23 protein-coding genes are annotated in these 21508 nt (G+C 45.2%); 15 read left to right on the forward strand and 8 right to left on the reverse strand.

Annotated elements, in window-relative coordinates:
- The first annotated feature begins 107 nt into the window (after positions 1-107).
- Positions 108-557: an EF-hand domain-containing protein gene (locus tag RH45_RS10800; RefSeq protein ID WP_008076960.1), complete on the forward strand. Its 450-nt coding sequence runs from the start codon at positions 108-110 to the stop codon at positions 555-557.
- Positions 558-590: 33 nt separating this feature from the next.
- Here the strand turns inward: RH45_RS10800 and RH45_RS10805 are convergent, their stop codons facing one another.
- The 3 genes from RH45_RS10805 to RH45_RS10815 form a co-directional block, all read right to left on the reverse strand.
- Positions 591-1694, reverse strand: a complete 1104-nt coding sequence (locus tag RH45_RS10805) for a phosphoribosylaminoimidazolesuccinocarboxamide synthase (protein ID WP_008076962.1) — start codon at positions 1692-1694, stop codon at positions 591-593.
- Positions 1695-1898: 204 nt separating this feature from the next.
- Positions 1899-2294, reverse strand: a complete 396-nt coding sequence (locus RH45_RS10810; RefSeq protein ID WP_008076964.1) for a hypothetical protein — start codon at positions 2292-2294, stop codon at positions 1899-1901.
- 257 nt (positions 2295-2551) lie between these two features.
- Positions 2552-3253: a glycerophosphodiester phosphodiesterase gene (locus RH45_RS10815; protein ID WP_008076966.1), complete on the reverse strand. Its 702-nt coding sequence runs from the start codon at positions 3251-3253 to the stop codon at positions 2552-2554.
- A gap of 136 nt (positions 3254-3389) precedes the next feature.
- Between RH45_RS10815 and RH45_RS10820 the strand changes: the two genes are divergently transcribed.
- The 3 genes from RH45_RS10820 to RH45_RS10830 all read left to right on the forward strand — a co-directional run bounded on the left by RH45_RS10820 (position 3390) and on the right by RH45_RS10830 (position 6241).
- Positions 3390-4262: a DMT family transporter gene (locus tag RH45_RS10820; RefSeq protein WP_008076968.1), complete on the forward strand. Its 873-nt coding sequence runs from the start codon at positions 3390-3392 to the stop codon at positions 4260-4262.
- 115 nt (positions 4263-4377) lie between these two features.
- The gene (locus RH45_RS10825) at positions 4378-5331 is read left to right on the forward strand and encodes a lactate/malate family dehydrogenase (protein WP_008076970.1); all 954 of its coding nucleotides are present in this window, start codon (positions 4378-4380) and stop codon (positions 5329-5331) included.
- A gap of 130 nt (positions 5332-5461) precedes the next feature.
- Positions 5462-6241 carry an MBL fold metallo-hydrolase gene (locus tag RH45_RS10830; RefSeq protein WP_008076971.1) on the forward strand — a complete coding sequence of 260 codons (780 nt, stop codon included), beginning with the start codon at positions 5462-5464 and terminating at the stop codon, positions 6239-6241.
- Here the strand turns inward: RH45_RS10830 and RH45_RS10835 are convergent.
- Positions 6212-6730: a lipocalin family protein gene (locus RH45_RS10835; RefSeq protein WP_008076973.1), complete on the reverse strand. Its 519-nt coding sequence runs from the start codon at positions 6728-6730 to the stop codon at positions 6212-6214. The two genes, RH45_RS10830 and RH45_RS10835, sit on opposite strands and share 30 nt — an antisense overlap.
- A gap of 145 nt (positions 6731-6875) precedes the next feature.
- On the opposite strand from RH45_RS10835, the gene RH45_RS10840 reads away from it, so the two are divergent.
- Genes RH45_RS10840 through RH45_RS10865 form a run of 6 tightly spaced genes read left to right on the forward strand, consistent with a single transcriptional unit; the run spans position 6876 to position 11759 of the window.
- A complete protein-coding gene (locus RH45_RS10840; RefSeq protein ID WP_008076975.1) occupies positions 6876-7637 on the forward strand; it encodes a DUF3450 domain-containing protein in 762 nt (253 codons plus the stop codon).
- On the forward strand, positions 7634-8986 hold the full coding sequence (locus RH45_RS10845; protein WP_039958522.1) for a MotA/TolQ/ExbB proton channel family protein: 1353 nt from the start codon (positions 7634-7636) through the stop codon (positions 8984-8986). The genes RH45_RS10840 and RH45_RS10845 overlap by 4 nt, the downstream gene beginning before the upstream one ends.
- Positions 8983-9552 (forward strand): MotA/TolQ/ExbB proton channel family protein, encoded by a 570-nt coding sequence (locus RH45_RS10850; RefSeq protein WP_008076978.1) that lies wholly within the window; start codon positions 8983-8985, stop codon positions 9550-9552. Before RH45_RS10845 ends, RH45_RS10850 begins: the two co-directional genes overlap by 4 nt.
- Positions 9539-9943: an ExbD/TolR family protein gene (locus RH45_RS10855; protein ID WP_008076980.1), complete on the forward strand. Its 405-nt coding sequence runs from the start codon at positions 9539-9541 to the stop codon at positions 9941-9943. Before RH45_RS10850 ends, RH45_RS10855 begins: the two co-directional genes overlap by 14 nt.
- A complete protein-coding gene (locus tag RH45_RS10860; protein WP_008076981.1) occupies positions 9943-10602 on the forward strand; it encodes an energy transducer TonB in 660 nt (219 codons plus the stop codon). The genes RH45_RS10855 and RH45_RS10860 overlap by 1 nt, the downstream gene beginning before the upstream one ends.
- Positions 10599-11759, forward strand: coding sequence for a tetratricopeptide repeat protein (locus RH45_RS10865; RefSeq protein WP_008076983.1), 1161 nt, complete (start codon positions 10599-10601; stop codon positions 11757-11759). The genes RH45_RS10860 and RH45_RS10865 overlap by 4 nt, the downstream gene beginning before the upstream one ends.
- 64 nt (positions 11760-11823) lie before the next feature.
- On the opposite strand, the gene RH45_RS10870 is transcribed toward RH45_RS10865, so the two are convergent.
- On the reverse strand, positions 11824-12048 hold the full coding sequence (locus RH45_RS10870) for a hypothetical protein (protein WP_008076987.1): 225 nt from the start codon (positions 12046-12048) through the stop codon (positions 11824-11826).
- Between the two features lie 320 nt (positions 12049-12368).
- On the opposite strand from RH45_RS10870, the gene RH45_RS10875 reads away from it, so the two are divergent.
- The 5 genes from RH45_RS10875 to RH45_RS10895 all read left to right on the forward strand — a co-directional run bounded on the left by RH45_RS10875 (position 12369) and on the right by RH45_RS10895 (position 17056).
- On the forward strand, positions 12369-13988 hold the full coding sequence (locus tag RH45_RS10875) for an ATP-binding protein (RefSeq protein WP_008076990.1): 1620 nt from the start codon (positions 12369-12371) through the stop codon (positions 13986-13988).
- Complete coding sequence (locus RH45_RS10880; RefSeq protein WP_008076991.1) at positions 13985-14668, forward strand: response regulator; 684 nt, start codon at positions 13985-13987, stop codon at positions 14666-14668. The genes RH45_RS10875 and RH45_RS10880 overlap by 4 nt, the downstream gene beginning before the upstream one ends.
- Positions 14669-14747: 79 nt before the next feature.
- The gene (locus RH45_RS10885; protein WP_008076993.1) at positions 14748-15509 is read left to right on the forward strand and encodes a substrate-binding periplasmic protein; all 762 of its coding nucleotides are present in this window, start codon (positions 14748-14750) and stop codon (positions 15507-15509) included.
- A 9-nt stretch (positions 15510-15518) separates the two neighbouring features.
- Positions 15519-16325: a hypothetical protein gene (locus tag RH45_RS10890; protein ID WP_008076995.1), complete on the forward strand. Its 807-nt coding sequence runs from the start codon at positions 15519-15521 to the stop codon at positions 16323-16325.
- Positions 16326-16396: 71 nt separating this feature from the next.
- Positions 16397-17056 carry a DUF2726 domain-containing protein gene (locus tag RH45_RS10895; RefSeq protein ID WP_008076997.1) on the forward strand — a complete coding sequence of 220 codons (660 nt, stop codon included), beginning with the start codon at positions 16397-16399 and terminating at the stop codon, positions 17054-17056.
- On the opposite strand, the gene RH45_RS10900 is transcribed toward RH45_RS10895, so the two are convergent.
- The 3 genes from RH45_RS10900 to RH45_RS10910 form a co-directional block, all read right to left on the reverse strand.
- Positions 17023-18297 (reverse strand): sensor domain-containing diguanylate cyclase, encoded by a 1275-nt coding sequence (locus RH45_RS10900; RefSeq protein ID WP_008076998.1) that lies wholly within the window; start codon positions 18295-18297, stop codon positions 17023-17025. The two genes, RH45_RS10895 and RH45_RS10900, sit on opposite strands and share 34 nt — an antisense overlap.
- Positions 18298-18412: 115 nt before the next feature.
- Positions 18413-19450, reverse strand: coding sequence for a GGDEF domain-containing protein (locus RH45_RS10905; protein WP_008077000.1), 1038 nt, complete (start codon positions 19448-19450; stop codon positions 18413-18415).
- A 268-nt stretch (positions 19451-19718) separates the two neighbouring features.
- On the reverse strand, positions 19719-21266 hold the full coding sequence (locus tag RH45_RS10910; RefSeq protein ID WP_008077002.1) for a methyl-accepting chemotaxis protein: 1548 nt from the start codon (positions 21264-21266) through the stop codon (positions 19719-19721).
- Positions 21267-21508 lie beyond the last annotated feature (242 nt).

Genomic DNA, 21508 nt, shown 5'->3' on the forward strand with positions numbered 1-21508 from the left:
AACCCTATTATATATAAGTGTTATTCAAAACAAAGCTACAAAAGATTATTGAGTGATGTGTAAATACTATACTTACTAAGTGTCAAATTGTGGTGGAGGATCCACTGATGCTTAGATTTTATTCGCTACTTATGACGATAGCGGCTGTTGCTGTTAGCTCGTATACCATCGCTAGTGAAGATGAACCTGAAATGGATAACTCGACGAAGACGCCCCCAGAAATGGCATTGCTGGACAATGATGACGATGGGCGAGTGTCAAAGGAAGAGTTTGATGTTTATCGAGAAGGCCTAAGTGATGGTGAGGAGGAAGAGGGGGCGCAATTGAGTGCTTTTGCATCATTTGATAAAGATAAGGATGGATTCGTTAGTGAAGCGGAGCTCGCCGCTCACGCGAAGTATTCCAACCCTGGCAATGGAACAGGCACCTTGTTAGAAAATAAAAAGAAAACAACCTCAGAGAATCGTCAACAAAGTAATCGAGGCGGAAGTAGAGATAAAGGAAACAAAGAGAAAGGCAATCGCGGTGGTGGCAACAGAGGTGGTAAGGATAAGTAAAACAGCGCCCATGGTAGGGCGCTGAATCTTGCATCAATCGATCAAGCCATAGTCTGAACCAAGGATATCGATAATTTCTTGCTTCGGGTTCGCGCTGAGTGTAATGGCTGAACCCGTGATCTTTTCAGCAATACCTGTATAGGTATTCGAGATATCAAGGAGAGCTTGCAGCGGCAACGCATTGTCGCGCGCTAGTTCTTCGCGCTCTGGCATACGTTCTTTGTTTAACAAAATGTCCGGATCAGGGAAGTGATTAAGTAAGAACTGGCGGAAGCCCTCTTTTGAATTCTCAACAATATTCCCTGCTTGGTACTCTTTTTCATCCCAAATTCGTGACGAGTCAGGTGTACCAACTTCATCCATATAGATGAGTTTTTCATTGCCAGCGGCGTCGTTGACATAGCCAAATTCAAACTTGGTATCGACAAAAATCTGTTCAACATCGGAGAGTGCCTGACTGATCACCGCGAAACCTTCACTAAGCAACTTCTCGTACTGGGCGATGTCGTCTTGTTTTGAAAAGTTAAATGCCGCGAAGTTTTGTTCGATGTTCTCTCGGGTGATGTTTACATCGTCTGCTTCAGGAACCCCAGGAATGCCTTTTAGAATCCCTTTAGTGGATGGTGTCATCAGAAGCTCTGGTAAAGGCTTGTCTTTTTCTAGTCCTTCCGGGAGCTGGATACCGCAAAACTCTCGTTCACCTTTCTCGTATGCGCGCCACATCGAGCCGGTAATGTACTTACGGCAAATCGCTTCAATCATGATGGGTTTGGCTTTCTGTACTATCCAAACGAGAGGGTGGGGGATATCGAGAATATGGCTGTCTGCCAAACCGTTTTCTTTGAATAACTTAAACCAATGATTGGAAATAGCATTGAGTGCAGCACCTTTACCGGGAACCCCTTGTAAATCGCCTTCTGCATGCCAGATACAGTCAAACGCTGATATGCGATCGCTGATAACCATAATGGCAAGTGGGGCGTCAGGTGCAACATCGTAACCTTTCTCTTGGATTAGACGTTTACTGTCTTCCTCCGTTAACCAGTAAACAGAGCGAACTTTACCACTGTGAACAGGTTTGTTAGTGCGAATGGGAAGATCGTCATTAACGGCGAGAACTTGATCAGCGAGACTCATTGAGACATTCCTATCTTGGTCGAAAAGGGAGCGAAAGCATCATTCGAGCTTTCATTTTGCCCAGCATCATACCAGAACTAATTTGTCTCGCCAGATAAAAAGCAAACGTTTGCTTAAGTTTTTCAATTTTGATTGAAAATCATCCGACAAATAAAAAGCCCCTCGTGAAAGAGGGGCAAAAAGACAGTGTTTGTGTTGAGCTTGTTAGTGGTACTTGTAAGTTCTGCCCTCAACGAAAAAGACGGCACACTGATATTGGCTAGCGAGGTCAATCAGCAGGGACTGATCGAACGGTGAAATTTGTGTCGACGCGACAACTGCACTTGCGTTACCAGATTTAATCGCCTTAGCGACGATCTCTGCTTCAGATAGAGTTTGAGAAGCTTTCATTTGAATAATTTTTTTACAGCTAACATTGTATGAAGCGAATTGCTCAAAATCAGGACGAGGGCACTCTGATGTAAACAAAATCCATTGCTTTTGATGAGACAAGCCAGCAAGTTGGTACAAGGTGGCGTCATCAATGTTCATCGGGTGTGTTGGTTGAGCGAGAACATTGAATTTTGATACTGGGCGATTTTGTGTTTGAAGCTGAATCATAATACTGTCCTTTCATACATGCTGTATGCTTATACAGTAGTTTGATTGTGGTATCTGATCAAGCTTTTTTTGCTTTCTTTTTAAACAAAGAGCAAGTGGGGAATATGGAATTTTGTTTTATCCTGTTGATATTAATAAACAAATAGGGGTTTTGCGATCAGGGTGCGAGCACTATGAAATGTGATTAAAAGCACACAGACTTATACAGTGTTTTTAGCAAACTACTGTATAAGTAGGTATTGAGTGGAGGAGGAGGCTTATAGAAAGCGTTCAGGAAAGTCGCTAAATATGCCGTCTAAACCTTTAAGGTGTTTAAGGCGGTTGGGGTTGTTGACCGTATAGCACCAGACTTGATATCCCTGCTGCTTTAGCTGGTTGATTTGACGATTGGTTGTCCACAAATGGTTTAGGTTGCAGCCAACCGCAGAGATCTCTTCGAGAAGTAATCGGTCTTTTTTCCTCAGGCGTTCAGACAATACTGCAATAGCATGAGAAGGAAAATGGATTCGCAATTGACGAAGAACATCGTGGTTAAAGCTTGAAAACAATATGTTGTCAGATTGAATGTGTGAGTCGTCAATGGCCTCGGTAAGCAAAGAGACCACTTGCTCCGGGTCATGATGATCGACTTTTACTTCAAGGTTCAACTTAACATTTTCGGTGATGGCTAAATCAAGTAGCTCAGCCAACGTCATTATGGTTTGTTGCGGGAAACGTTTCTTGTGGTTCTGAGCAAAATCGAGCGCTCTCAACTGAGCTAAGTTAAGTTCATCTACTCGACCGCTACCGTTGCTACAACGATCCACAGTATGATCATGACACACCACCAGCACATTATCTTTACTGGGTTGAACATCAACTTCAATCCATTCCAAACCAAGCCGAATGGCGGCCTCTATACTTATGCGGGTATTTTCTGGGTAGTGACCTGCGACACCGCGATGTCCAACAACAATCATTGTTTCTATACCTTAAGGAATTTGGCTTAGATTAACGTTAAATAGCGTTTGTCACTAGAGTTTGCTTGGTGAAGCTTAAAATATCTGCGATTATCGATAAATTACATAAATATTATAATGATGCAGGGGTTCTAAGTTGAACGCTGAACGCAAAGCGGCCGGTATATTGGTCGTCACTACATTGCTTGCTGGGTTTGGTTGGATTTTCTCGAAAGAGGCGATACAAGGTCTACCGCCCTTTGGTTTCATTGCACTGCGATTTTTATTGGCCTCGCTGTGCCTGTTACCATTTTGTTTTGGCTCGTTGAAAAGCATATCGTTTGTGCAATTTCGCCAAGCCTTGGGAGGTGGGTTAATACTTGCGTTAGCTTTGCTAGCTTGGGTATACGCCGTTTCGATAAGCGATACCTTGGGGGAAGGGGCGTTTATCGTCAGCCTTTCAATGATCATCGTACCGATCGTGGCATGGACGCTATTTAGAGAAAAACCGAAACGCGCATTCTGGTTTGCGATGCCGATTGCGGTTGCTGGATTGGCGTTCCTTTCTCTTAAGGGAGGGTGGCAAAGCTCACCAGGGCAATTGTGGTTCTTATTCAACGCCTGTTTGCTTGCGTTGCATTTCAATATCAATAGCAGACTCGCTCAGAGCTTACCGATTTTGCTCCTCACTTGTATTCAGCTTTTTGTGACTGGCTTGATAGCCCTTATGGTTTCCTCCTTGGTCGAAACCATGCCAGAGCACATCGATAACGAAATATGGGGTTGGTTTCTTGCCAGCGCGATACTGGCGACCAGCCTACGATTTGCGATGCAAACACTGGGGCAAAAAGGCTGTAATCCTGCGAATGCCGCTCTGATTATGTTGCTTGAGCCGATTTGGACGGTCATTCTGAGCATCATTTGGTATGGAGAGCAGCTATCAACCAACAAAGTCGTAGGGTGCAGCCTAATACTCTTGTCGTTACTCTTCTATCGGACCGATGGTCGGTTGTTTAGAATTCGACGCTAAGAAGAGGCTTAGCAGCAGTTAAATCGTTCATTTATTATTTTGATGCTAAAATTAAATTGCTATAATTGATATCAATATTAGTAATCTATCTTGATTTGAAAGCAGGGATGAATAAATGAAAATTGGTGTTATTGGCGCGGGCTCGGTGGGAGTAGGAGTTTGCAATTACTTGCTGACGCTTGGCAGCGTAAGTGAGTTAATTTTACTCGATAAGAATCTAGAGCGAGCGGAAGGTGAAGCGTTCGACTTTCGTCATACCGCTGCTTTGACCTTTTCCAAGAACACGCATCTAGTGCCAACCGATGATTACTTGACGTTAATTGGCGCTGATATTGTTGTAATTACGGCTGGTGCGCAAATAAAACAAGGGCAAACTCGTGTAGATCTTGCGGAGATTAACAGCCAGATAGGCGTTGATATCGCTAAGGAAGTCGAGCGAGTTGCGCCTAATGCGACGTTGATCGTGGTGAGTAATCCGTGTGACATTGTGGCACATTTTATTGCGACCAATACTAAGTTTCCTCGTTCTAAAGTCATCAGTAGCGGTTGTGTCATTGATACCGCAAGATTGATGAGCATCGTTGCTAACCGAGTCAACCTGGATCCTAAAAACGTATTTGGTTACGTGTTGGGTGAGCATGGAAGCAACTGCTTTACTCCTAAGAGTTTAATTTCTATCGCCGGTCAACCCGCAGATTATTACTGCGATACCCACCATATTGATCGAATTTGTGCCGATGAGTTGCTAGAGTCGGTTAAACAAGCTGGCTATGAAATCTTTAAACGCAAGCAAAACACGACACACGGTATTGCCGCGAGTGTATTTCGCATTATTCAAGCAATCATGATCAACGAACGTTCTGTGTTGCCCATCGCGACGCTGCTCAATGGCGAGTACGGATTGCATGATGTGGTCTTGAGTGTCCCAACGGTTGTCGGTAAAAATGGCGCTGAAGCGGTACTAAGCCACCCGTTTACCGAAGAAGAAATGGCGACACTTAAACAGATTGCGAATAATGTAGACGAAGTGGTGGCACAAATCGCAGCAAAAACAGGTTTGGATAAGTAAGCCATTGTTCTCGGCTTCTCTGAGTAGAGGAACAGTTAGCCAATTCACATCTTAGAGTGTTTACTCTTTTCTTTTCTGACAACAGGGCTAGATTAATAAATGTAAATAATTTGTTAATCAAAAGCCCTGTATGAAACTGCATGTAATCGACGGCTATATACAGCAAATGTATCTAGCAGAATACCAAGACAAATTGATGCTGCTCGATGGTGCTAGTCGCGCAGATATTCCTCATATTTCTCGCTTTATCAAGCAGCAACTTAATCGACCTTTGAGCGACTTGAAGCTGGTGGTGGTGACGCACATGCATCCTGATCATGCTGGTGGAGCACATAAACTGCGCACGATAACGGGATGCCAAATCGTCTCTGCAGACAAAGAGCGTCAATGGTATTGCGGCATTGATGGGTTCTTGATGCATTTAACGGATGTGGCGCTGGCGCGCTGGGTAGCAAAGAGAAAACGCAAGCCGCGTCGTAGGTTATGGTATTCACGTAACCTGTACCCTGATATGACTCTGAAAGAAGGGGATGTGTTGCCGGGATTTGAAGATTGGCGCATTCTCGAAACGCCAGGTCATACCGATCGGGACTTATCGCTGTACCATGAAGCGCAAGACACTCTGTATGTCGCGGATCTAATGGTTGAGGTCAAAAACCGTTTAATCGCCCCTTTTCCGATCTTTCACCCCAATAAGTATAAAGCCTCCGTGGGACGGGTCTATGACATGAAACCAACGCGATTGCTGGTTGCCCATGGTGGAGAAGTCGAGTTTACTCAATCACACTATCAACATCTCATAGACACAGCGCCAAGAAGGCCTTCAACTCACTGGCGAGTCACCAAGATAAAGCTACGTAGTTTAGTCGGCGCCATTTGGTCATTTGGTTTGGCTAAACGGAAAGATTAAGCCTTCGGTATCAAACCCTGCTTGCTCGGCAATTCTCAAGTACTTGTTCAGTTTGTAATCTGGCAATTGCGTTTCGCGCGACAAGATCCAAAAGTAATCGCGGTTATAGCCCGAAACCAGTGCGGTAGAGTAGTCATCTTCAAGGTAGTAAATCAGATAGCTGCTGTAGAATGGGCCAAAAAACGACACTTTGAGGTGGCCGATATTTTCATCTTGAACAAACTTCGCTTTACCGAGTGCTTCACTCCATTGTTGCTCTTCCTCGTTCCAACCTCGGTTGACGACTTTGATTGAGCCATCTTCATTGAATGAGTAAGTCGCGGATACATTTGATAAGCCACGCTCAAAGCTATGGTCGAGTCGAGCAATTTCATACCAAGTCCCAAGGTATCGGTTGGCATCAAAATTGGTAACAGCTTCAAGGTTGTCAGGTTTTGCAGTACAGCCGACAAGAACCATAAAGGCAAGAATAATAGAGAATGTTTTCATAATTATCAGTGTTTTATCGGGTTATGGGATTATAGTAGTGTGGATGAAAGAGATTCGCGAGCAAAGTTGAAGTTTGGTGTGATCTCTTTACTATGTGTTTCTACGAGAAAATTCGACATTTTTGTCACTTTATAAAAGCTAACCCATGAAGTTTACCAAACCTGCTATTGTCACCAGTGCATTGTTCGCGAGTGTCGCCGCCTCCGCAACAGGCATCGATAAGGCGATGACCATCCAAAGCCAAACTGATTCGGCCTCAGTCGCGACTCAACAACGAATCGATGAGAGTGATGAACGAATTCGTCAATTGCGCCAGGAAATTGAGCAGCTAAAACGACAAAATTCCGATCTCGAGGTTTATCAACGTCACTTGAACGCATTAATAAAGAGTCAGGCTGATGAAGTTGCGAGCTTGAACGAACAACTCAGCAATGTGGCTCAGACTAAGCAGGGCTTAGTTCCGCTTATGTACCATATGATTGATGGTCTAAAGCGTTTCAGCGATGAAAGCATGCCGATCAAACAACAGCAGCGAATCACTCGGATTGAGAACTTAGAAGCGTTAATGGCTCAATCTAACGTAAGCGAAGCGGAAAAATTCCGACTTGTACTCGATGCGTATCTGATTGAATTTGAATACGGCAATAAGTTAGGTGTCTATCAAGATCAAATTGAGATTGAGGGCACTCTGCGTGATGTTCAATTGTTGCATCTTGGCCGTTTGGCTTTGATTGCTCGTAGCGAAAAGAATGGGCTCTATTGGCTTTGGGATCAGAACAATAACCAATGGTTGGCTTACGATTCGAGCCACACTCAGTCGCTAAATCGGGCTTATGAGGTTGCCAGCCAGCGCATTGCTCCTGAACTCATCACCTTGCCAATACAAATTCAAGCTACGGGGAAATGAAGATGAAGTTAGCTCAAATTTTTGCTGTAGCGAGCTGTTTGCTTTCTTTCCATGCGTTGTCAGCCTCGGATCTGGTAGAGCAGGTTTCTTTGCAACAAAAGTCTCAAATCGCGCATAACCAAGAGCGAGAAGCAAAATTCGAACATCAGGAGGCAGAGCTGCTCGCTGTAAAGCAAAAGCTTCAGGCTGAGCATGATCGGCTTAAACAAACAAATAGCAAGTTAAGTGAAACCTTTACCAGCAATGAGTTGCAACTTGCTGAACTAGAGCAAAATCTGAGATTAGAAACAGGCAGCTTAGGGGAAGTGTTTGGTGTTGCCAAACAAGCAGCCAAGGAGCTAAATGAAGGGTTAAACGTTACGGTGAGTGGTGCAGGGCAGCCTGACACGCTTAAAGAGTTAAATCAGCTAGTCGAAACCAATCGCATGCCTGATATGGTTCAGTTAACCCGTCTTTGGCACATCTTGCAGCGACAAATTCACCAGCAGTCGAGCAGCCAAGCGATCCAGGTTGATCAAGTGATGCAGGGGGGCCAAATCTCAGAGCAGCCTGTATTTCAACTTGGCGCGTTTGCGTTAATTGGGCAGGATGGTTTTGTCGACTGGCAACCAGACTCTCAGTTGGCTAAGCCTCTACAAAAACAACCCTCGCAGGCTCCAACGTTTGACTTTTTAACGGCGCAATCTCCGGGCGAGTTTGTTTCTGTTTCACTTGACCCTACTCATGGTCAAGTATTTGATCAGTTAGCCAAACAACCTTCGTTGATGGAAAGAGTCGAGTCTGGCGGTGTGGTGGGGATGGCCATTGTCGCTTTGTTCCTCGTCGGTATGGTGATCGCAATTGTTCGTGGTGGCGTGGTTTTTTCGATTCAGCGACAAATCGCCCAGCAGCTCAAATCTCCTAATCAACCAAATGACAATCCACTAGGCCGGGTATTGTCGGTGTTGGAGGAGCAACCTAATCGCACACCAGAGGCACTAGAGTTGAGGCTACTCGAGGTTATTTTGGATGAGCAGTCTCATCTAGAAAAAGGCCTTTCCATGCTAAAGCTACTGGCTGCATTAGCTCCGATGCTTGGTCTATTAGGGACAGTAACGGGAATGATTGAAACCTTCCAAGTCATTACGCTATTTGGTGGTGGTGATGCGAAAGTCATGGCGGGAGGGATATCTACGGCGCTGGTCACTACCGTAATGGGTTTGGTGGCAGCGATGCCACTGCTATTGGCTCATAACTTATTATCCACACAGGCGGAAAAGCTGCGCAATATTCTCGAAAAGCAGGGTGTGGCGATCGTTGCAGAACAAGCAGAGCGCGCATCATTAAAACCGGCTGAGCAACCCCTATGATAGATATGATTGTTAACGGATGGGAATGGCTTTTACCTGAAGGTGAAGTTTTTGCATCATTTAACAAATTTATGAGCCAAGGCGGTATTGTGCTCTGGTGCCTTTTCTCTATCATGGCGCTGTTTTGGCTACTCGTGGTAGAGCGCATCTATTACCTGTTCGCGATATTTCCTTCCACTGTTCAAACCATTCAATCGCGCTGGAGAGAGAGACATGAACGCTCTTCTTGGTATGCCAATGCAATTCGAATGGGTTGGCTTTCACACGCGAATCAAGAGCTAAGTCAGAATCTGGCATTGATTAAGCTATTAGTGACGATGTTCCCAATGTTGGGCTTGCTAGGTACTGTAACCGGAATGATTTCGGTGTTTGATATCATGGCTATACAAGGGAATGGCGATCCTAGATTGATGGCGTCAGGTATTGCACTTGCGACATTACCCACCATGGCGGGTATGGTGGCTGCTCTCGTCGGCGTTTTTACTCACGCTCGACTACAAAAAACATGTCATAGAAAGATGCAAACATTGGAAAAAATCTTAGGAGGCAGTGGTGAGATTAGGTAGACGACAAGCCAAGCAGGATGAAGCGCAAGTAGACCTGACTCCAATGCTCGACATTGTATTTATCATGTTGATTTTCTTCATTGTTACTAGCTCCTTTGTTCGAGAATCAGGCATTGATGTCGATCGCCCACAGGCCAGTCATGTGGTGAACAAGAAAGAGGCGGGGATTTTTGTCGCGATTACCGCCAGCAATGAAATTTTTCTCGACAAACAACGTGTCGATGTGGAGAGAGTGCAAGCCCGACTGGAAGCGTTGCTGCTCAATAGCACCAGTCGTTCATTGGTTATTCAGGCAGACGAAAAGGCGTTGAATGGCGTGGTAGTAAAAGTCATGGACGCAGCAAGAGGGGCGGGGATTACACAGATTGCGTTGGCAGCGGAGAAGCCATAATGCGTCGCTTCATCGTCGTCACTCCCATCGCTATTTTGCTGTCGTTTATCGTGTTTGTCGCCATGGCATGGTTGGTTCGTACACCAAGCATGACGGCAGAGGCTGTTGCCGTAAAGTCAGTCGACTTTATCGTATCTGAGCAAGAAGACCAGCTTGTCAGACGCACGCGCAGCTTGCCTGAGCCAAAAGAAACACTACCGGAGCCTCAGGTGAGTGACACCTTAACGTCGCCTAAAAGCCATGTTAGCGAACCCCATCGCGCGCTCTCAGCGCTGCCTATCGGTAACGTAGAGGTTGAGGTGGCCAACACTAATGTCAGTGTCGCGAATATCGCCCCGGTTAATTATTCTCAACAAGCTAACCTTTCTGTGCAGGTTTCCTCATCACAACAAGCTATGCCACTTTATCGTGTTGAGCCTTTTTATCCAGCCAAAGCACGTCAAAGAAGAGCTGAAGGTTACGTTATTATTCGATTCAACATTGATGAAAGCGGCTCTCCGGTGGCGTTGGAGGTTATTGAAGCGAAACCCAAGCGTTTATTCGAACGTGAAGCACTTAAGGCGTTAAAGCAGTGGAAATATCAGCCGAAGTTGGCTCAGGGGAAAGCGATTACCCAGATTGGCCAAACCGTGAAATTGGAGTTTAAGTACCCCAAATGATTAAGATACTCCCGTTAGCTTTTGCCTTATTTTGCGGTTCGGTTTCTGCGGCAGAACTGACTCGCTATACAAGCCAGAAATTACATCAAGCTCAGCAGATGGACGCTGAGGGTGAGCTTAAACGTGCCATCGAAATATTGCAGCCACTAGACAATTTGCGTCGATACGATGAAGCGATAGTGGCGCGCAGCTTAGGGGTTTACTATTGGCGCTCTAACCAGGCTTCGAAGGCGGTTAATGAGTTAGAGCGGGCATTGAATACCGGATCATTATCTGGTGATGAGCTATACCAAGTTAAGATGATGCTTGCGGATCTCTATTTCAATCAGCAGCAGTACCTATCCTCTGTCACTCTCTATCATTCATTAGTCAATCAGACCACAGGAGAGTCGTTAAACACGCTATGGTTGAAAATGGCCAAAGCGCATTACCAATTAGAAGATTGGCAAAAAGCCATTAACGCTGCAAAAAGTGTCAAACCTAGTACCACAGAGCAGAAGATCGAAGTTCTCACTTTGATGTTCGCTTCGCAGATAAAGCTAAAATGGTGGTCTGGCGCAGAGGTCAGCTTAAAGTCTTTGCTTGGTCATCAACCAGATAACGCGCTCTGGTGGCGGCAGTTAGTCAGTGTTCAAATGAGACAAAACAAGCCTAATGCGGCGCTCGCGAGCTTAGGGGTTGCACAACAACTTGTTGAACTTACCAGCCAAGAGCTGCAGACATACTTACAGCTACTTTCACAGCAAGGAGCTCCAGAAAGAGCCGCAAGCCAGTTGTCACAGTCTGAGTCGTTAACTGAGGAACAATGGATTCAACAGGCTTATTTGTGGCAAAAGGCGAAAGAGTGGGATAAAGCGATTGAGGTATGGCAGCAACTTGCTCGAACCGATGAACAGTATTATTTGAACATCGCGCAGATTCACTATCGGCAAGGTGAATATCAACCTGCATTGGCGGCGTTAGAGCGGATTAAGTTAGGGCAGGTAGAGGTGTGGCTGCTCAGGGCTCAAGTTCTACATAAACTGGGCCGCAATTCAGAGGCGTTAGAGTTTGCGCGCAAAGCCAATGCTAAAAAACCTTCGACTGAAACAGACAGTTGGTTGGTGTTCTTAACGCAGGTTGTTGAAGCCTCACGCTCACAGAAGCACTTTGAGTAGACAACAAAAAAGGGAAGCAAGTCGCTTCCCTTATTTGTAACTTTAAACAGCCTAAAGTGGATAACTACTTTGGTTCTAAACAAGCAAACTCTGCACGCCAGACTAGAGATCGTGCCGACTCCATATTCGCTAACACTTCTTTGCCTGATAGCTGAGGAAAAGCATGCATTACCTTTGCATCTTCCCCAAGGTTAGCCTTGGTATAAGCCCTGACATGTGTGAAAGTGCCGGATAAGTTACTCGACAGCATGTTACGTGAAAGGCAAATGCCAAAAATGTCCCTTTTCATTGTGTTTCCCTCAAAACTGTACGGCTTTAGTTTTTTATTTTTGCCGTTAACCCATGACGTTGAACGCTCTTTATGCGCTTAATAATTATACAAGAGGATTGCGTAATTAGTTCAAAAAAACACCACGTTATTTTTTGATTTAAATCAAGTGATGGTTCGGTTTAACCGATGGTTGAACTAAAAATATACAGTTTATAAAAGTAAGTTATAACTACTATTGAATCACTCAATTATATCTACACTTCATTCACATAATAGAGACATGCCGCTCGTTGCCGTTCAGACAAAGTGATAGCCTAGTTTGCTAACAAGGAGAAGGTATGAAATGGAGCAGTATCAGCTTTCGAAAACGAATGCTGATTATCATGACTTTATCCGGTTTGATCGAGCTAATGCTGCTTGTCGCCGCAGGGTTTATTTACGTTAAGCACTCTCAAGAAGAAGAAATGGGGCAAAAGGCCCTAGGTGTCGCGTCGTTCTTATCTAATTCACCGTTCGTTATCGATACCATTCAATCTGGCGCTTCGGTTGATGTCCAACAGCGCTATCGCAATCTTACTGAGCTCATTGGTGCTGCTTTTATCGTTATTGGTGATAAACAAGGTGTACGTATTGTGCACCCGGTCGACGAGCGAATTGGTTTACCAATGAAAGGAGGCGACAACAAGCGTGCCTTAGTCGATGGCGAGTCATACATCTCAACCGCTCAAGGTTCATTGGGTTACTCTGTACGCGGTAAGTCGGCGGTGTTTGATTCTGCCGGTAACATTATCGGTGTGGTTTCGGTGGGTTACTTACTCGATAGGTTACAAGATCGCGTCGAACCGTTTCTTCTTTATCTCATCATTATGGCGTTAATTGTGGTTGCAGCGAATGCGGTTGTTTCGAGTTATGCATCGCGGCGTTTTCAACGTGCGATCCTTGGCTTTGAGCCTGAGGAAATCGGCCGACTTTACGTAGAACTAGATGTCACTTTAGAAACGCTCAAAGAGGGCATTCTCAGTATTGATGACCAAGGTCGTTTGCGCTCAATTAACCGCAGCGCGTGTCAGATTCTTAACTTGAATAAAGAGCAATGTTTGAATAAACCACTTAGTGAAGTCTTGCCCGACAGTGATTTACACACGGTATTGACCACTGCACGCACCGATCATGACATCAACCTCTACCTTAACCAGCAACGCTTAATCGCAAACCGCAGCCCCATTATTGTTGATGGAAATGTCGTGGGAGCAGTATCCAGTTTTAGGTTGCGTGACGATTTAACCGAGTTGACTGAACAACTTGCCAAAACGAAGGAATATGCCGATCTTTTGCGTTCGCAAACCCATGAGCACCGCAACAAACTCAATACGATAAGCGGTATGGTTCAAATGGGGGAACTCGATGCGGTTCAGCATTTGATTGGTCAAGAAACTGCACATTATCAGGCGCTTATTGAATTTCTTCGCGAAACAGTCAAAGAGCCGCTAATTGCGGGAATGCTGCTTGGTAAAACAGAGCGAGCGAGAGAGCTGGGCCTTGAGTTAATTGTTGAAGAGGGTTCACGATTACAACCTTTGCCTGATCGCATTAACGCCGAAGATGTCGTTACAATAGTCGGTAACCTAATAGATAACGCATTTGATGCGACACGAGACGCAATTAACCGAGAGCCAAGTTTTACTCCGGATAGACGCCGTATAGAAGTGTCTATCAGTGACTATGGAAATGAATTGATACTTGAAGTTCTCGATCAAGGCTGCGGTTTACCTGAAAACCTTAGCGCAGCAACACTAGTGCGACGAGGCGTATCGACCAAAGACACTCATACGCGTGGTGTAGGATTGCATTTAGTTAATGAACTCGCACTGCGGTATCAAGGTGAGTTAGAAATGGCCAATAACAAGGAGAATGGAGCAAGGATGACCGTATATTTACCAAAGGGTGACGTGGTATGAGCACCAAAGTGATGATCATTGAAGATGACATTGCTATCGCGCAATTGCATCAGAAGTACCTTGAGCAACTCGGGGGCTATGAAGTGATTGGTATTGCGACCACAAAGATGGAAGCGAATCTGCAATTTGATGTTCTAGAGCCTGAACTATTGTTACTGGATGTCCATTTACCCGACGGTTCGGGGCTAGATATTCTTAATGAGCTAAGGGGCAAAAACTTAGGCTGTGATGTCATCCTGATCACCGCCGCGCGAGATGTCGATACGCTACAGCAGGCGATGCGGGGTGGCGTAGTCGATTACCTGTTAAAGCCAGTGATGTTCCCTCGTTTAGAGGCTGCCTTAACCAAATACGTTGCGCAGAAACGTCAACTGACACACACGAGCGACCTTGACCAAGCCATTGTCGACAAAATGCTTCAATCGACAAACTCTAATGAACCAGCCGTTAACCGACTGCCCAAGGGAATTGATGCGGTGACGCTCGATAAAATCAAAGCGTTATTTACGGAGCCCGTTTCCTTAACCGCTGATGAGGCGGGAGAAAAAATTGGAGCAAGCCGAACCACGGCAAGGCGTTACCTTGAATACCTTATTAGTAGTGGCGAGCTGGAAGCGGATCTCAATTATGGCTCGGTAGGGCGCCCTGAACGCAGCTACAAGAAAGCCATGTCGAAATAGACCTGCCAGTCAATTTCTAGACGTAAAGCATAACGACCTCTAAAGTATTAGTAGACGCTCAACACTTATGAGGTTGTCTATGCGATATCTTATTTTCACTCTCAGTCTAATCTGGCTTACGGTTGGTCATACGCAGGCAACGACATTCGCTAACCTCCAATACCTCACCGAAGAGTACCCACCATTTAATTATTCTGAGCAGCAGTCCGTGACAGGTATTTCTGTTGACTTGCTTCTCGCGGCCAGCAAGGCGGTTGGCCATGAAGTCAATCGTAGTGATATCAAAGTGCAACCTTGGCCTAGGGCTTACCGCAGTGCTTTGATTCGCCCCAATACGGTACTTTTTGCCACAACCAGAACAGAAGCGCGAGAAATGCTGTTCAAGTGGGCAGGGCCTATCATACAGACGCGAATCGTGATTTTGGCCAAGCGCTCTAAGAATATAGAGGTCAATCACCCTATGGATATGGCTCAATATCGAATCGGGGTTATCCGCGATGACGTTGGTGAGCAGCTGCTATTAGGGCTGGGCGTGCCAAGAGATTCCATGGTTGAAAGCTCGGTCCCTCAAACTTTAGCTAAGCAGTTCGCCAAAGATAGGATCGATGTCTGGGCCTATGAAGAGAACGTGGCTCGCTGGTGGCTCAAAAAACAGGGTCTTACCAGTGAAGAGTTACAAGTGGTGCATATACTCGAAGAGGGAGAATTGTACTACGCTTTTAATTTGTCTGTTAAAGATGAAGTAGTTAAGCAACTGCAAACTGGGATTGATCGAGTAAAAGTAGAGCGGCAGGCCTCTGGGCTCACAACTTATCAAACCATAGTGAGTAAATATTTCTAAGGAGAATGCATGAAGTTGTGCTTGCTGATTTTGTTTGTCATCTCATCGGGAGCAATGGCACAGCAAACCATTTCTCTCTCATTGCAGAAGCAGGTGGATGGTGGCCATGCGTTTTATCACGAGTTGTTGTATGAATCACTGACGCAAAATGGCTACCAAGTAGAGATCAGTTCACCCAGTAAACACATTCCACAAAAGCGTGCGATTAAAATGGTTGAGTCAGGGGCGCTCAGTTTAACCTGGCTACTATCAACCAATGAACGTAACGAACGATTTGTGCCTATCGATATCCCGCTAACCAATGGCTTGATTGGTAAACGCATTCTCTTAATTCCTCCAAGGTTACAAACGCGATTTAATGCCATCAATACACTGGATGAACTGAAACAGTCCGGTCTAGTTGCTGGTCTTGGTGTTAACTGGTTTGATGTGGACGTGTGGCGCACTAATCAGCTTCCAGTCTATCTTGAAGACGGTGAGTGGCGTTCGCTTTATTGGCGTTTGGACAGTGAAGGTGAGGTGAATTACTTTCCCAGAGGGCTAAACGAAATCCTCGCAGAAGCGGAGTTAAACCCACATCTGTCGATTGAAAAGCACTTAATGATGGAATACGAACGAGATTTCTTCTTTTATCTTTCACCTCAATATGCCCATTATCAGGACCCCATCCAAGAGTCGCTGCGCAAAGCTCTGCAAAGTGGTTTGCTTGAATCCTTGGTGACTAAGCATTGGGGAAGAACCTTTGATGTGGTTAAACCAGAGGATAGGGTCGTCATTAAGCTCAGCTTACCTACGCCACCTTCGCAAAAAAACTAACAGCTTGTTGCCGTAAGCGTATAAAATCTAATAATAAAGTAAATAACCTATGTGAGTAAGTCAGGTAGCAAATGGAAAGTGTTTTTATAGTTGTTGTCATATTGGTGGTGTTCTTTTTAGTCGTTCAACGCCGATACTTGAAACCTGACGAACTCAAAGACAGTGCCTACAAAAAGAAAGGGCCTTTGCTTAACATGCAAGAGTCCGCGTTCTACAACGCGTTGGTGACTGCGGTGGGTAACCATGGTTTGGTACTGGCTAAAGTCAGCATGGCTAACGCTGTTGCACCATTAGCAACCGATAAGAAAGCTTGGTTCATCGCCAATAATCGTATCGCAAAAAGCTATTTTGATTTTGTCGTGTGCGATCCTAGAACACTCCATCCTCGCGTCGTCATTGAGCTCGATAACGGTAAAGAGCTCGATAAAGGCAAGGTTGAGCGTCAAAAATTGCTGATGCATGTATGTAAATCAGCGTCCATTCCCCTGATCGGTGCCAGTATAAAACACAGCTATCAAGTAGGGCGCTTACGTCGTTTACTCGCTGCTCATATTGATCTTATCGAGCCAGAAAAAGAAGTCCGCTTTTGTAAGCGTTGCGGAAGCCCGATGAATATCAAAGTCGCCAGCCAAGGAGAGCACAAAGGGCGTCGTTTCTTTACGTGTAGCCGACAACCTCATTGTACCTATACGGAAAATTACAATGTTGTTTTTGAAGAAGAATCGGAATAATGTGCAGTGAAAGAAGAGCTGACCAAGCGATTTTTCCCTTCTGCTTTGGCTTTGTACAAGTTGATATCGGCAAGGCTTACTTGCTTGTCTAGCTCTAAGTCACAATGAGTAAAATAAATCAGCCCAGCACTCATGGTCACTGACATCTCATTGACTTCTGTTTGAAATCGATATTGTTCTAATTGCTGGACCAGACTGGAGGCGATTAGGTTTGCTCGCTCCTTTGATATGTTGGGAAGTAAAATTAGAAATTCTTCACCGCCCCAGCGTGCGACGGCGCCGATCCCTTCCATGGCACTTTGGCATAAAGAAGCAACATGCACGATGACTTGGTCACCAACGAGGTGGCCGTGCTTATCATTGACCTGCTTAAAATTGTCGATGTCGAGCATGACACATGCGCAAGACTCAAGCGGTTTCACTAATCGTTCATAGTAATCGTAGAGTGCATTGCGCTTTAAGACGCCAGTAAGGTCATCGTGTTTCGCGCGAAATGCAAGCTTTTGCTGGAGGCGGTATTTGTCCGTTATATCAACCATGACACACTGTACTGCTGGCTCACCATCCCAATCGATGCCATTTTCGTACAACTGGAATATCCGATTACTGCCATCAAAGCACTGGTTTTCAACTTCTGAACTAAAGCCTTTAATGTCACCGGAAATCAGCTTTTTGTATTTCTCCTTAACTTGGAGCCTGCGAGATTCTGGGATGAGTGGCAGTATGTCTGGGCAGGCTAGGAGGCTTTCGATGGAGGGTGCTCGGGTCATATCGACAAAGGCTTGATTGACCATTAAGGGCTTGAAATCACGATGGACGATAATGCCTTGATAAGAGTTGGCGATAAGCTCCCGATACTTGCGCTCATTTTCTCGCACCAGTGCGTTGGCTTTGTCTAAGCTAGACATATCGATTACCGTGATTTGCATTGCGGGTTCGCCTTGAAAATCGACGATATGTTCAACGGTGAGTACCGTAAAGTGTCGGCCTTGAATATCTTGGTTGACGTAAGAACGAACGCCAGGTACAGCGACGCCAGACATTACGTCGTCATAGGCTTGCTGCGCAGCAATGTGAAAGTCGGAGTCGATGATTTCGAACAAGGAGTCGAGCTGCATGATTTGCTCTGCGCTCTGAAAACCATAGATGTGCGCATATTTCTCATCGACGTAAAGCGGGCGGAAATTTCGATGAATTACTACCCCATAGGTCGAGTCAGTAGCAAAGGCTAATGGGTCCATCCATATCCATCATTTATAGAATCGATATAGAAAACCTAGCACAGTCGATAGTTAACTTCCTTGTGTTTTTGCTTAATCTAGCGAAGAAAAGTGCTTTAACGCACGTATTAAGGTTTCAGCTTACTACAGAGCATGCTTGCTCGTTGCAAACCATCACTTGGTTTCGACCGTTCTTTTTAGCCCGGTAGAGTTCTTTATCCGCTTCTTTTAATACCGACTCTAAGCTGTCGAAATGATGGCACTGGTAGACGCCGATGCTTGCGGTTAGCTTAATGGCCTCTTCGCCTCCGCTGAACTCATAGCGCTCTATAGTGTGACGAATCAGCTCCGCCTTGTGTCTAGCATGTTGCAGGTCACAATCGTGAAGCGCGATACAAAACTCTTCACCACCGATGCGGTATACCAAGTGCTCGTCACTTAGTGCATCAAGTAGGGCAGCCGTTTCTATCAGCACTTTGTCACCGACATCATGACCATATTGGTCGTTCACCTGTTTGAAATAATCTAAGTCGAGGATCAGTAGTGACAGCGGAACTTTATTGCTCTCATCGTGGTAACGTTTGAAATTGTGTACTAAAGCATGGCGATTATAGACCCCCGTCAACGAGTCACGCGACGCCAGTTGACCAAGTGATGCTTCGGATGTCTTACGTTTTACCTCAAGAATGTGGGACGTTAGCCAGATGCACAAGAAAGTGAGAGAGAAATTTACAGCCAGATGCGCGCTGTCTATAAAGGTGCAAACAAAAATTTTGTAGCATACGGTCAGCAAAATGGTGAGAAATCCAGCCCCTGTTGCGAGCATCCCGCGACGCTTTCCGAGAATCAAGTAAAACAACACAGGAAACAACGCTGCCCAAGAAAAAATCCCATATTCTAAAGGGTAGACAAAGGTCGTATAGGCAACGGCGGCTACTAACGTAAATACATAAGTTATTGTGATCTGCGGTGTTGCTGATTTCTGGTAAGTGTTGTAACAGACTAAAACAGAGGTGACACAAAAGACAATCATTACCCAAATATCGAGCGGCGTTGCTCCTGTCAACCAACTGACAATGAGAAAGATTAAAGAGATAAAGGACAGCAGTAGACTCAACCAAAAGAGCACAGCTCGACGCAATTGCCGAGAAGGATTAAAAATGTCTAGCTCCATGACTGCTACCCGCATAGATATGCTTAAGTGTGAATATCAGACAATAGTATGCTTTTCGTTACGGGAATCAAGGATGTAATTGGAGCGAGATCACATTATCCCAACGTGAAACGTCGCTTTTATGACCACATAGACATTTGTAGTATGAGGCTGAGTATCGATTCGGAGTGAGGAGCGAACTATTTCGCTTTGAAACGAATTACCTCTTATGAGTTATAGAATAGCGATTAATTTAGCACTGGAAATTAATCGCTATTCTGGTGACGCTTTATGTCGATTGAAATTGCTTCATCAGGCGCTCTAATCCTTCTAATCGGTCGACGAGTTGACTGGTTCTTTCGATCGACGTTTGAGAGGTAACTGATGTGTCATCGGCTAATGTTTTAATGTTCACAACGTTGCGGTTTATTTCTTGGGTTACGCTAGCTTGCTGCTCCACAGCGGCGGCGATTTGTATACTGCTGTCGGTCACAAGGTTGAGCTTCTCAGAAATCGTATTTAACACGTTACCTGTTTGATCTGCACGCTCTTTACATTGGTTGGATAGCGATAAGCCTTTTTCCATGGCGCCTACTGCGCTTTCTGACGTTTCTTGGAGCTGACGAATCATGGTGTGGATCTCGCTTGCGGAAGAACCTGTTTTGGATGCGAGGTTACGTACTTCATCAGCGACAACCGCAAAGCCTCGACCGGCTTCTCCCGCACGAGCGGCTTCGATAGCAGCGTTAAGCGCAAGTAAATTAGTCTGCTCTGAAATGGTAGTAATAACCTCGAGAATGCTGTCTATCTTTTGCGTATCTTGGGATAAGCGAAGAATAATCGCCTGTGCTTGATTCAGCTCATCACGAAGGGCGTTCACTTCTAGAATGGTTGAGCGAATACTGTCTAGACCGTTAATGGACTCTTGGTCTGCTTGCTCTGCCAGTAAGGTGGCGGCTGAAGCAGCGTCTGCGACCTCTTTGATGGAGTGGCTGAGTTCCTCTACCGCCGCAGCGACTTGCTCAGTCTCGATGCATTGCTGATCTAAGCTCTGGCCAATCGACTGAATCGTACCAAACTCGTCTTCAGCAGAAATGAGTATCTCACCTGATGTTTCACTGGCTCGCGCAGTCACGGCGCGTAGCTCCGCTTTTTTCATGAGCAGGGCAAGTTCTACTTGTGAGTAGTCATCAAAATGGTTGGTGTAAGGCTTTTCCATCAGCGGGTTGAGGTAAGCGTCATTCGCCAACGTTCTAATCGCGTTAAAACGCTTAGCTTGGTAGAACAAGCTCATTCCGGTGGCTATGCTGACCGCGGCGATGCCTGCGTCCAATAGGCTTTGCGTCCATATTGCTGAACCGGCTGCCAGCAATGCGGTGAGTGAAGAAAGCGCGAGTGAAAAGCCGTGAAGAGGTAAGCGAAACTGTTTTGGCTGTTTGTTGGCGCGAAGATCTTGATATAAAGCTTCGGCTCGAGCGACTTGTTCTTTACTTGGTTTAGAACGCACGGATTGGTATTCAGTGATCTCGCCATTGGCATCTGTGATGGGCGTTACAAAGGCCGACACCCAGTAGTGGTTCTCATCGTTACACTGGTTTTTTACCAGTCCCATCCAGCTTTTGCCTTGTTTCAAGTACGTCCACATTTGAGCGAATGCCTGCTTAGGCATGTCTTTATGGCGCACCATGTTGTGTGGGTTACCGATCAGTTCGTCATTTGAGAAGCCTGCGATATCGCAAAATGCTTTATTTGCATGAGTAATGTAGCTAGACGGATCTGTGGTAGAGATTAAGTTCGAGGTGGCGCAGTAATCACGGTTGAGCGATTGGTCATTCATTATTAACGTTTTTCCAAAGGTCAGTCTTACGACTTTATTGTTATTTTGAAACAAAAAAATGAAATATTTCTTTGACTTACAATTTAATGCTACCCCTTGTACAAAAGCTCTATATATGACCTAGGTCAATTAATGTTCATTGTTTATATAATTCTCAACAATTGATGATCTTATGCAAACTGTTGTTGCAACTTTGAGTTCGTTACATCTTGTTTCTCAATTAAAGAGATGTTTATTCAAAA

Origin of the sequence: Vibrio sinaloensis DSM 21326, assembly GCF_000189275.1 — a bacterium.
Taxonomy (GTDB): domain Bacteria; phylum Pseudomonadota; class Gammaproteobacteria; order Enterobacterales; family Vibrionaceae; genus Vibrio; species Vibrio sinaloensis.

What these genes read in the sequence shown, in the direction of transcription:
- RH45_RS10800 (WP_008076960.1), top strand. Translation starts at nt 108, where the DNA reads ATGCTTAGATTTTATTCGCTACTTATGACGATAGCGGCTGTTGCTGTT.
- RH45_RS10805 (WP_008076962.1), bottom strand. Translation starts at nt 1,694, where the DNA reads ATGAGTCTCGCTGATCAAGTTCTCGCCGTTAATGACGATCTTCCCATT.
- RH45_RS10810 (WP_008076964.1), bottom strand. Translation starts at nt 2,294, where the DNA reads ATGATTCAGCTTCAAACACAAAATCGCCCAGTATCAAAATTCAATGTT.
- RH45_RS10815 (WP_008076966.1), bottom strand. Translation starts at nt 3,253, where the DNA reads ATGATTGTTGTTGGACATCGCGGTGTCGCAGGTCACTACCCAGAAAAT.
- RH45_RS10825 (WP_008076970.1), top strand. Translation starts at nt 4,378, where the DNA reads ATGAAAATTGGTGTTATTGGCGCGGGCTCGGTGGGAGTAGGAGTTTGC.
- RH45_RS10830 (WP_008076971.1), top strand. Translation starts at nt 5,462, where the DNA reads ATGAAACTGCATGTAATCGACGGCTATATACAGCAAATGTATCTAGCA.
- RH45_RS10835 (WP_008076973.1), bottom strand. Translation starts at nt 6,730, where the DNA reads ATGAAAACATTCTCTATTATTCTTGCCTTTATGGTTCTTGTCGGCTGT.
- RH45_RS10840 (WP_008076975.1), top strand. Translation starts at nt 6,876, where the DNA reads ATGAAGTTTACCAAACCTGCTATTGTCACCAGTGCATTGTTCGCGAGT.
- RH45_RS10845 (WP_039958522.1), top strand. Translation starts at nt 7,634, where the DNA reads ATGAAGATGAAGTTAGCTCAAATTTTTGCTGTAGCGAGCTGTTTGCTT.
- RH45_RS10850 (WP_008076978.1), top strand. Translation starts at nt 8,983, where the DNA reads ATGATAGATATGATTGTTAACGGATGGGAATGGCTTTTACCTGAAGGT.
- RH45_RS10860 (WP_008076981.1), top strand. Translation starts at nt 9,943, where the DNA reads ATGCGTCGCTTCATCGTCGTCACTCCCATCGCTATTTTGCTGTCGTTT.
- RH45_RS10865 (WP_008076983.1), top strand. Translation starts at nt 10,599, where the DNA reads ATGATTAAGATACTCCCGTTAGCTTTTGCCTTATTTTGCGGTTCGGTT.
- RH45_RS10870 (WP_008076987.1), bottom strand. Translation starts at nt 12,048, where the DNA reads ATGAAAAGGGACATTTTTGGCATTTGCCTTTCACGTAACATGCTGTCG.
- RH45_RS10875 (WP_008076990.1), top strand. Translation starts at nt 12,369, where the DNA reads ATGAAATGGAGCAGTATCAGCTTTCGAAAACGAATGCTGATTATCATG.
- RH45_RS10880 (WP_008076991.1), top strand. Translation starts at nt 13,985, where the DNA reads ATGAGCACCAAAGTGATGATCATTGAAGATGACATTGCTATCGCGCAA.
- RH45_RS10885 (WP_008076993.1), top strand. Translation starts at nt 14,748, where the DNA reads ATGCGATATCTTATTTTCACTCTCAGTCTAATCTGGCTTACGGTTGGT.
- RH45_RS10890 (WP_008076995.1), top strand. Translation starts at nt 15,519, where the DNA reads ATGAAGTTGTGCTTGCTGATTTTGTTTGTCATCTCATCGGGAGCAATG.
- RH45_RS10895 (WP_008076997.1), top strand. Translation starts at nt 16,397, where the DNA reads ATGGAAAGTGTTTTTATAGTTGTTGTCATATTGGTGGTGTTCTTTTTA.
- RH45_RS10900 (WP_008076998.1), bottom strand. Translation starts at nt 18,297, where the DNA reads ATGGACCCATTAGCCTTTGCTACTGACTCGACCTATGGGGTAGTAATT.
- RH45_RS10905 (WP_008077000.1), bottom strand. Translation starts at nt 19,450, where the DNA reads ATGGAGCTAGACATTTTTAATCCTTCTCGGCAATTGCGTCGAGCTGTG.
- RH45_RS10910 (WP_008077002.1), bottom strand. Translation starts at nt 21,266, where the DNA reads ATGAATGACCAATCGCTCAACCGTGATTACTGCGCCACCTCGAACTTA.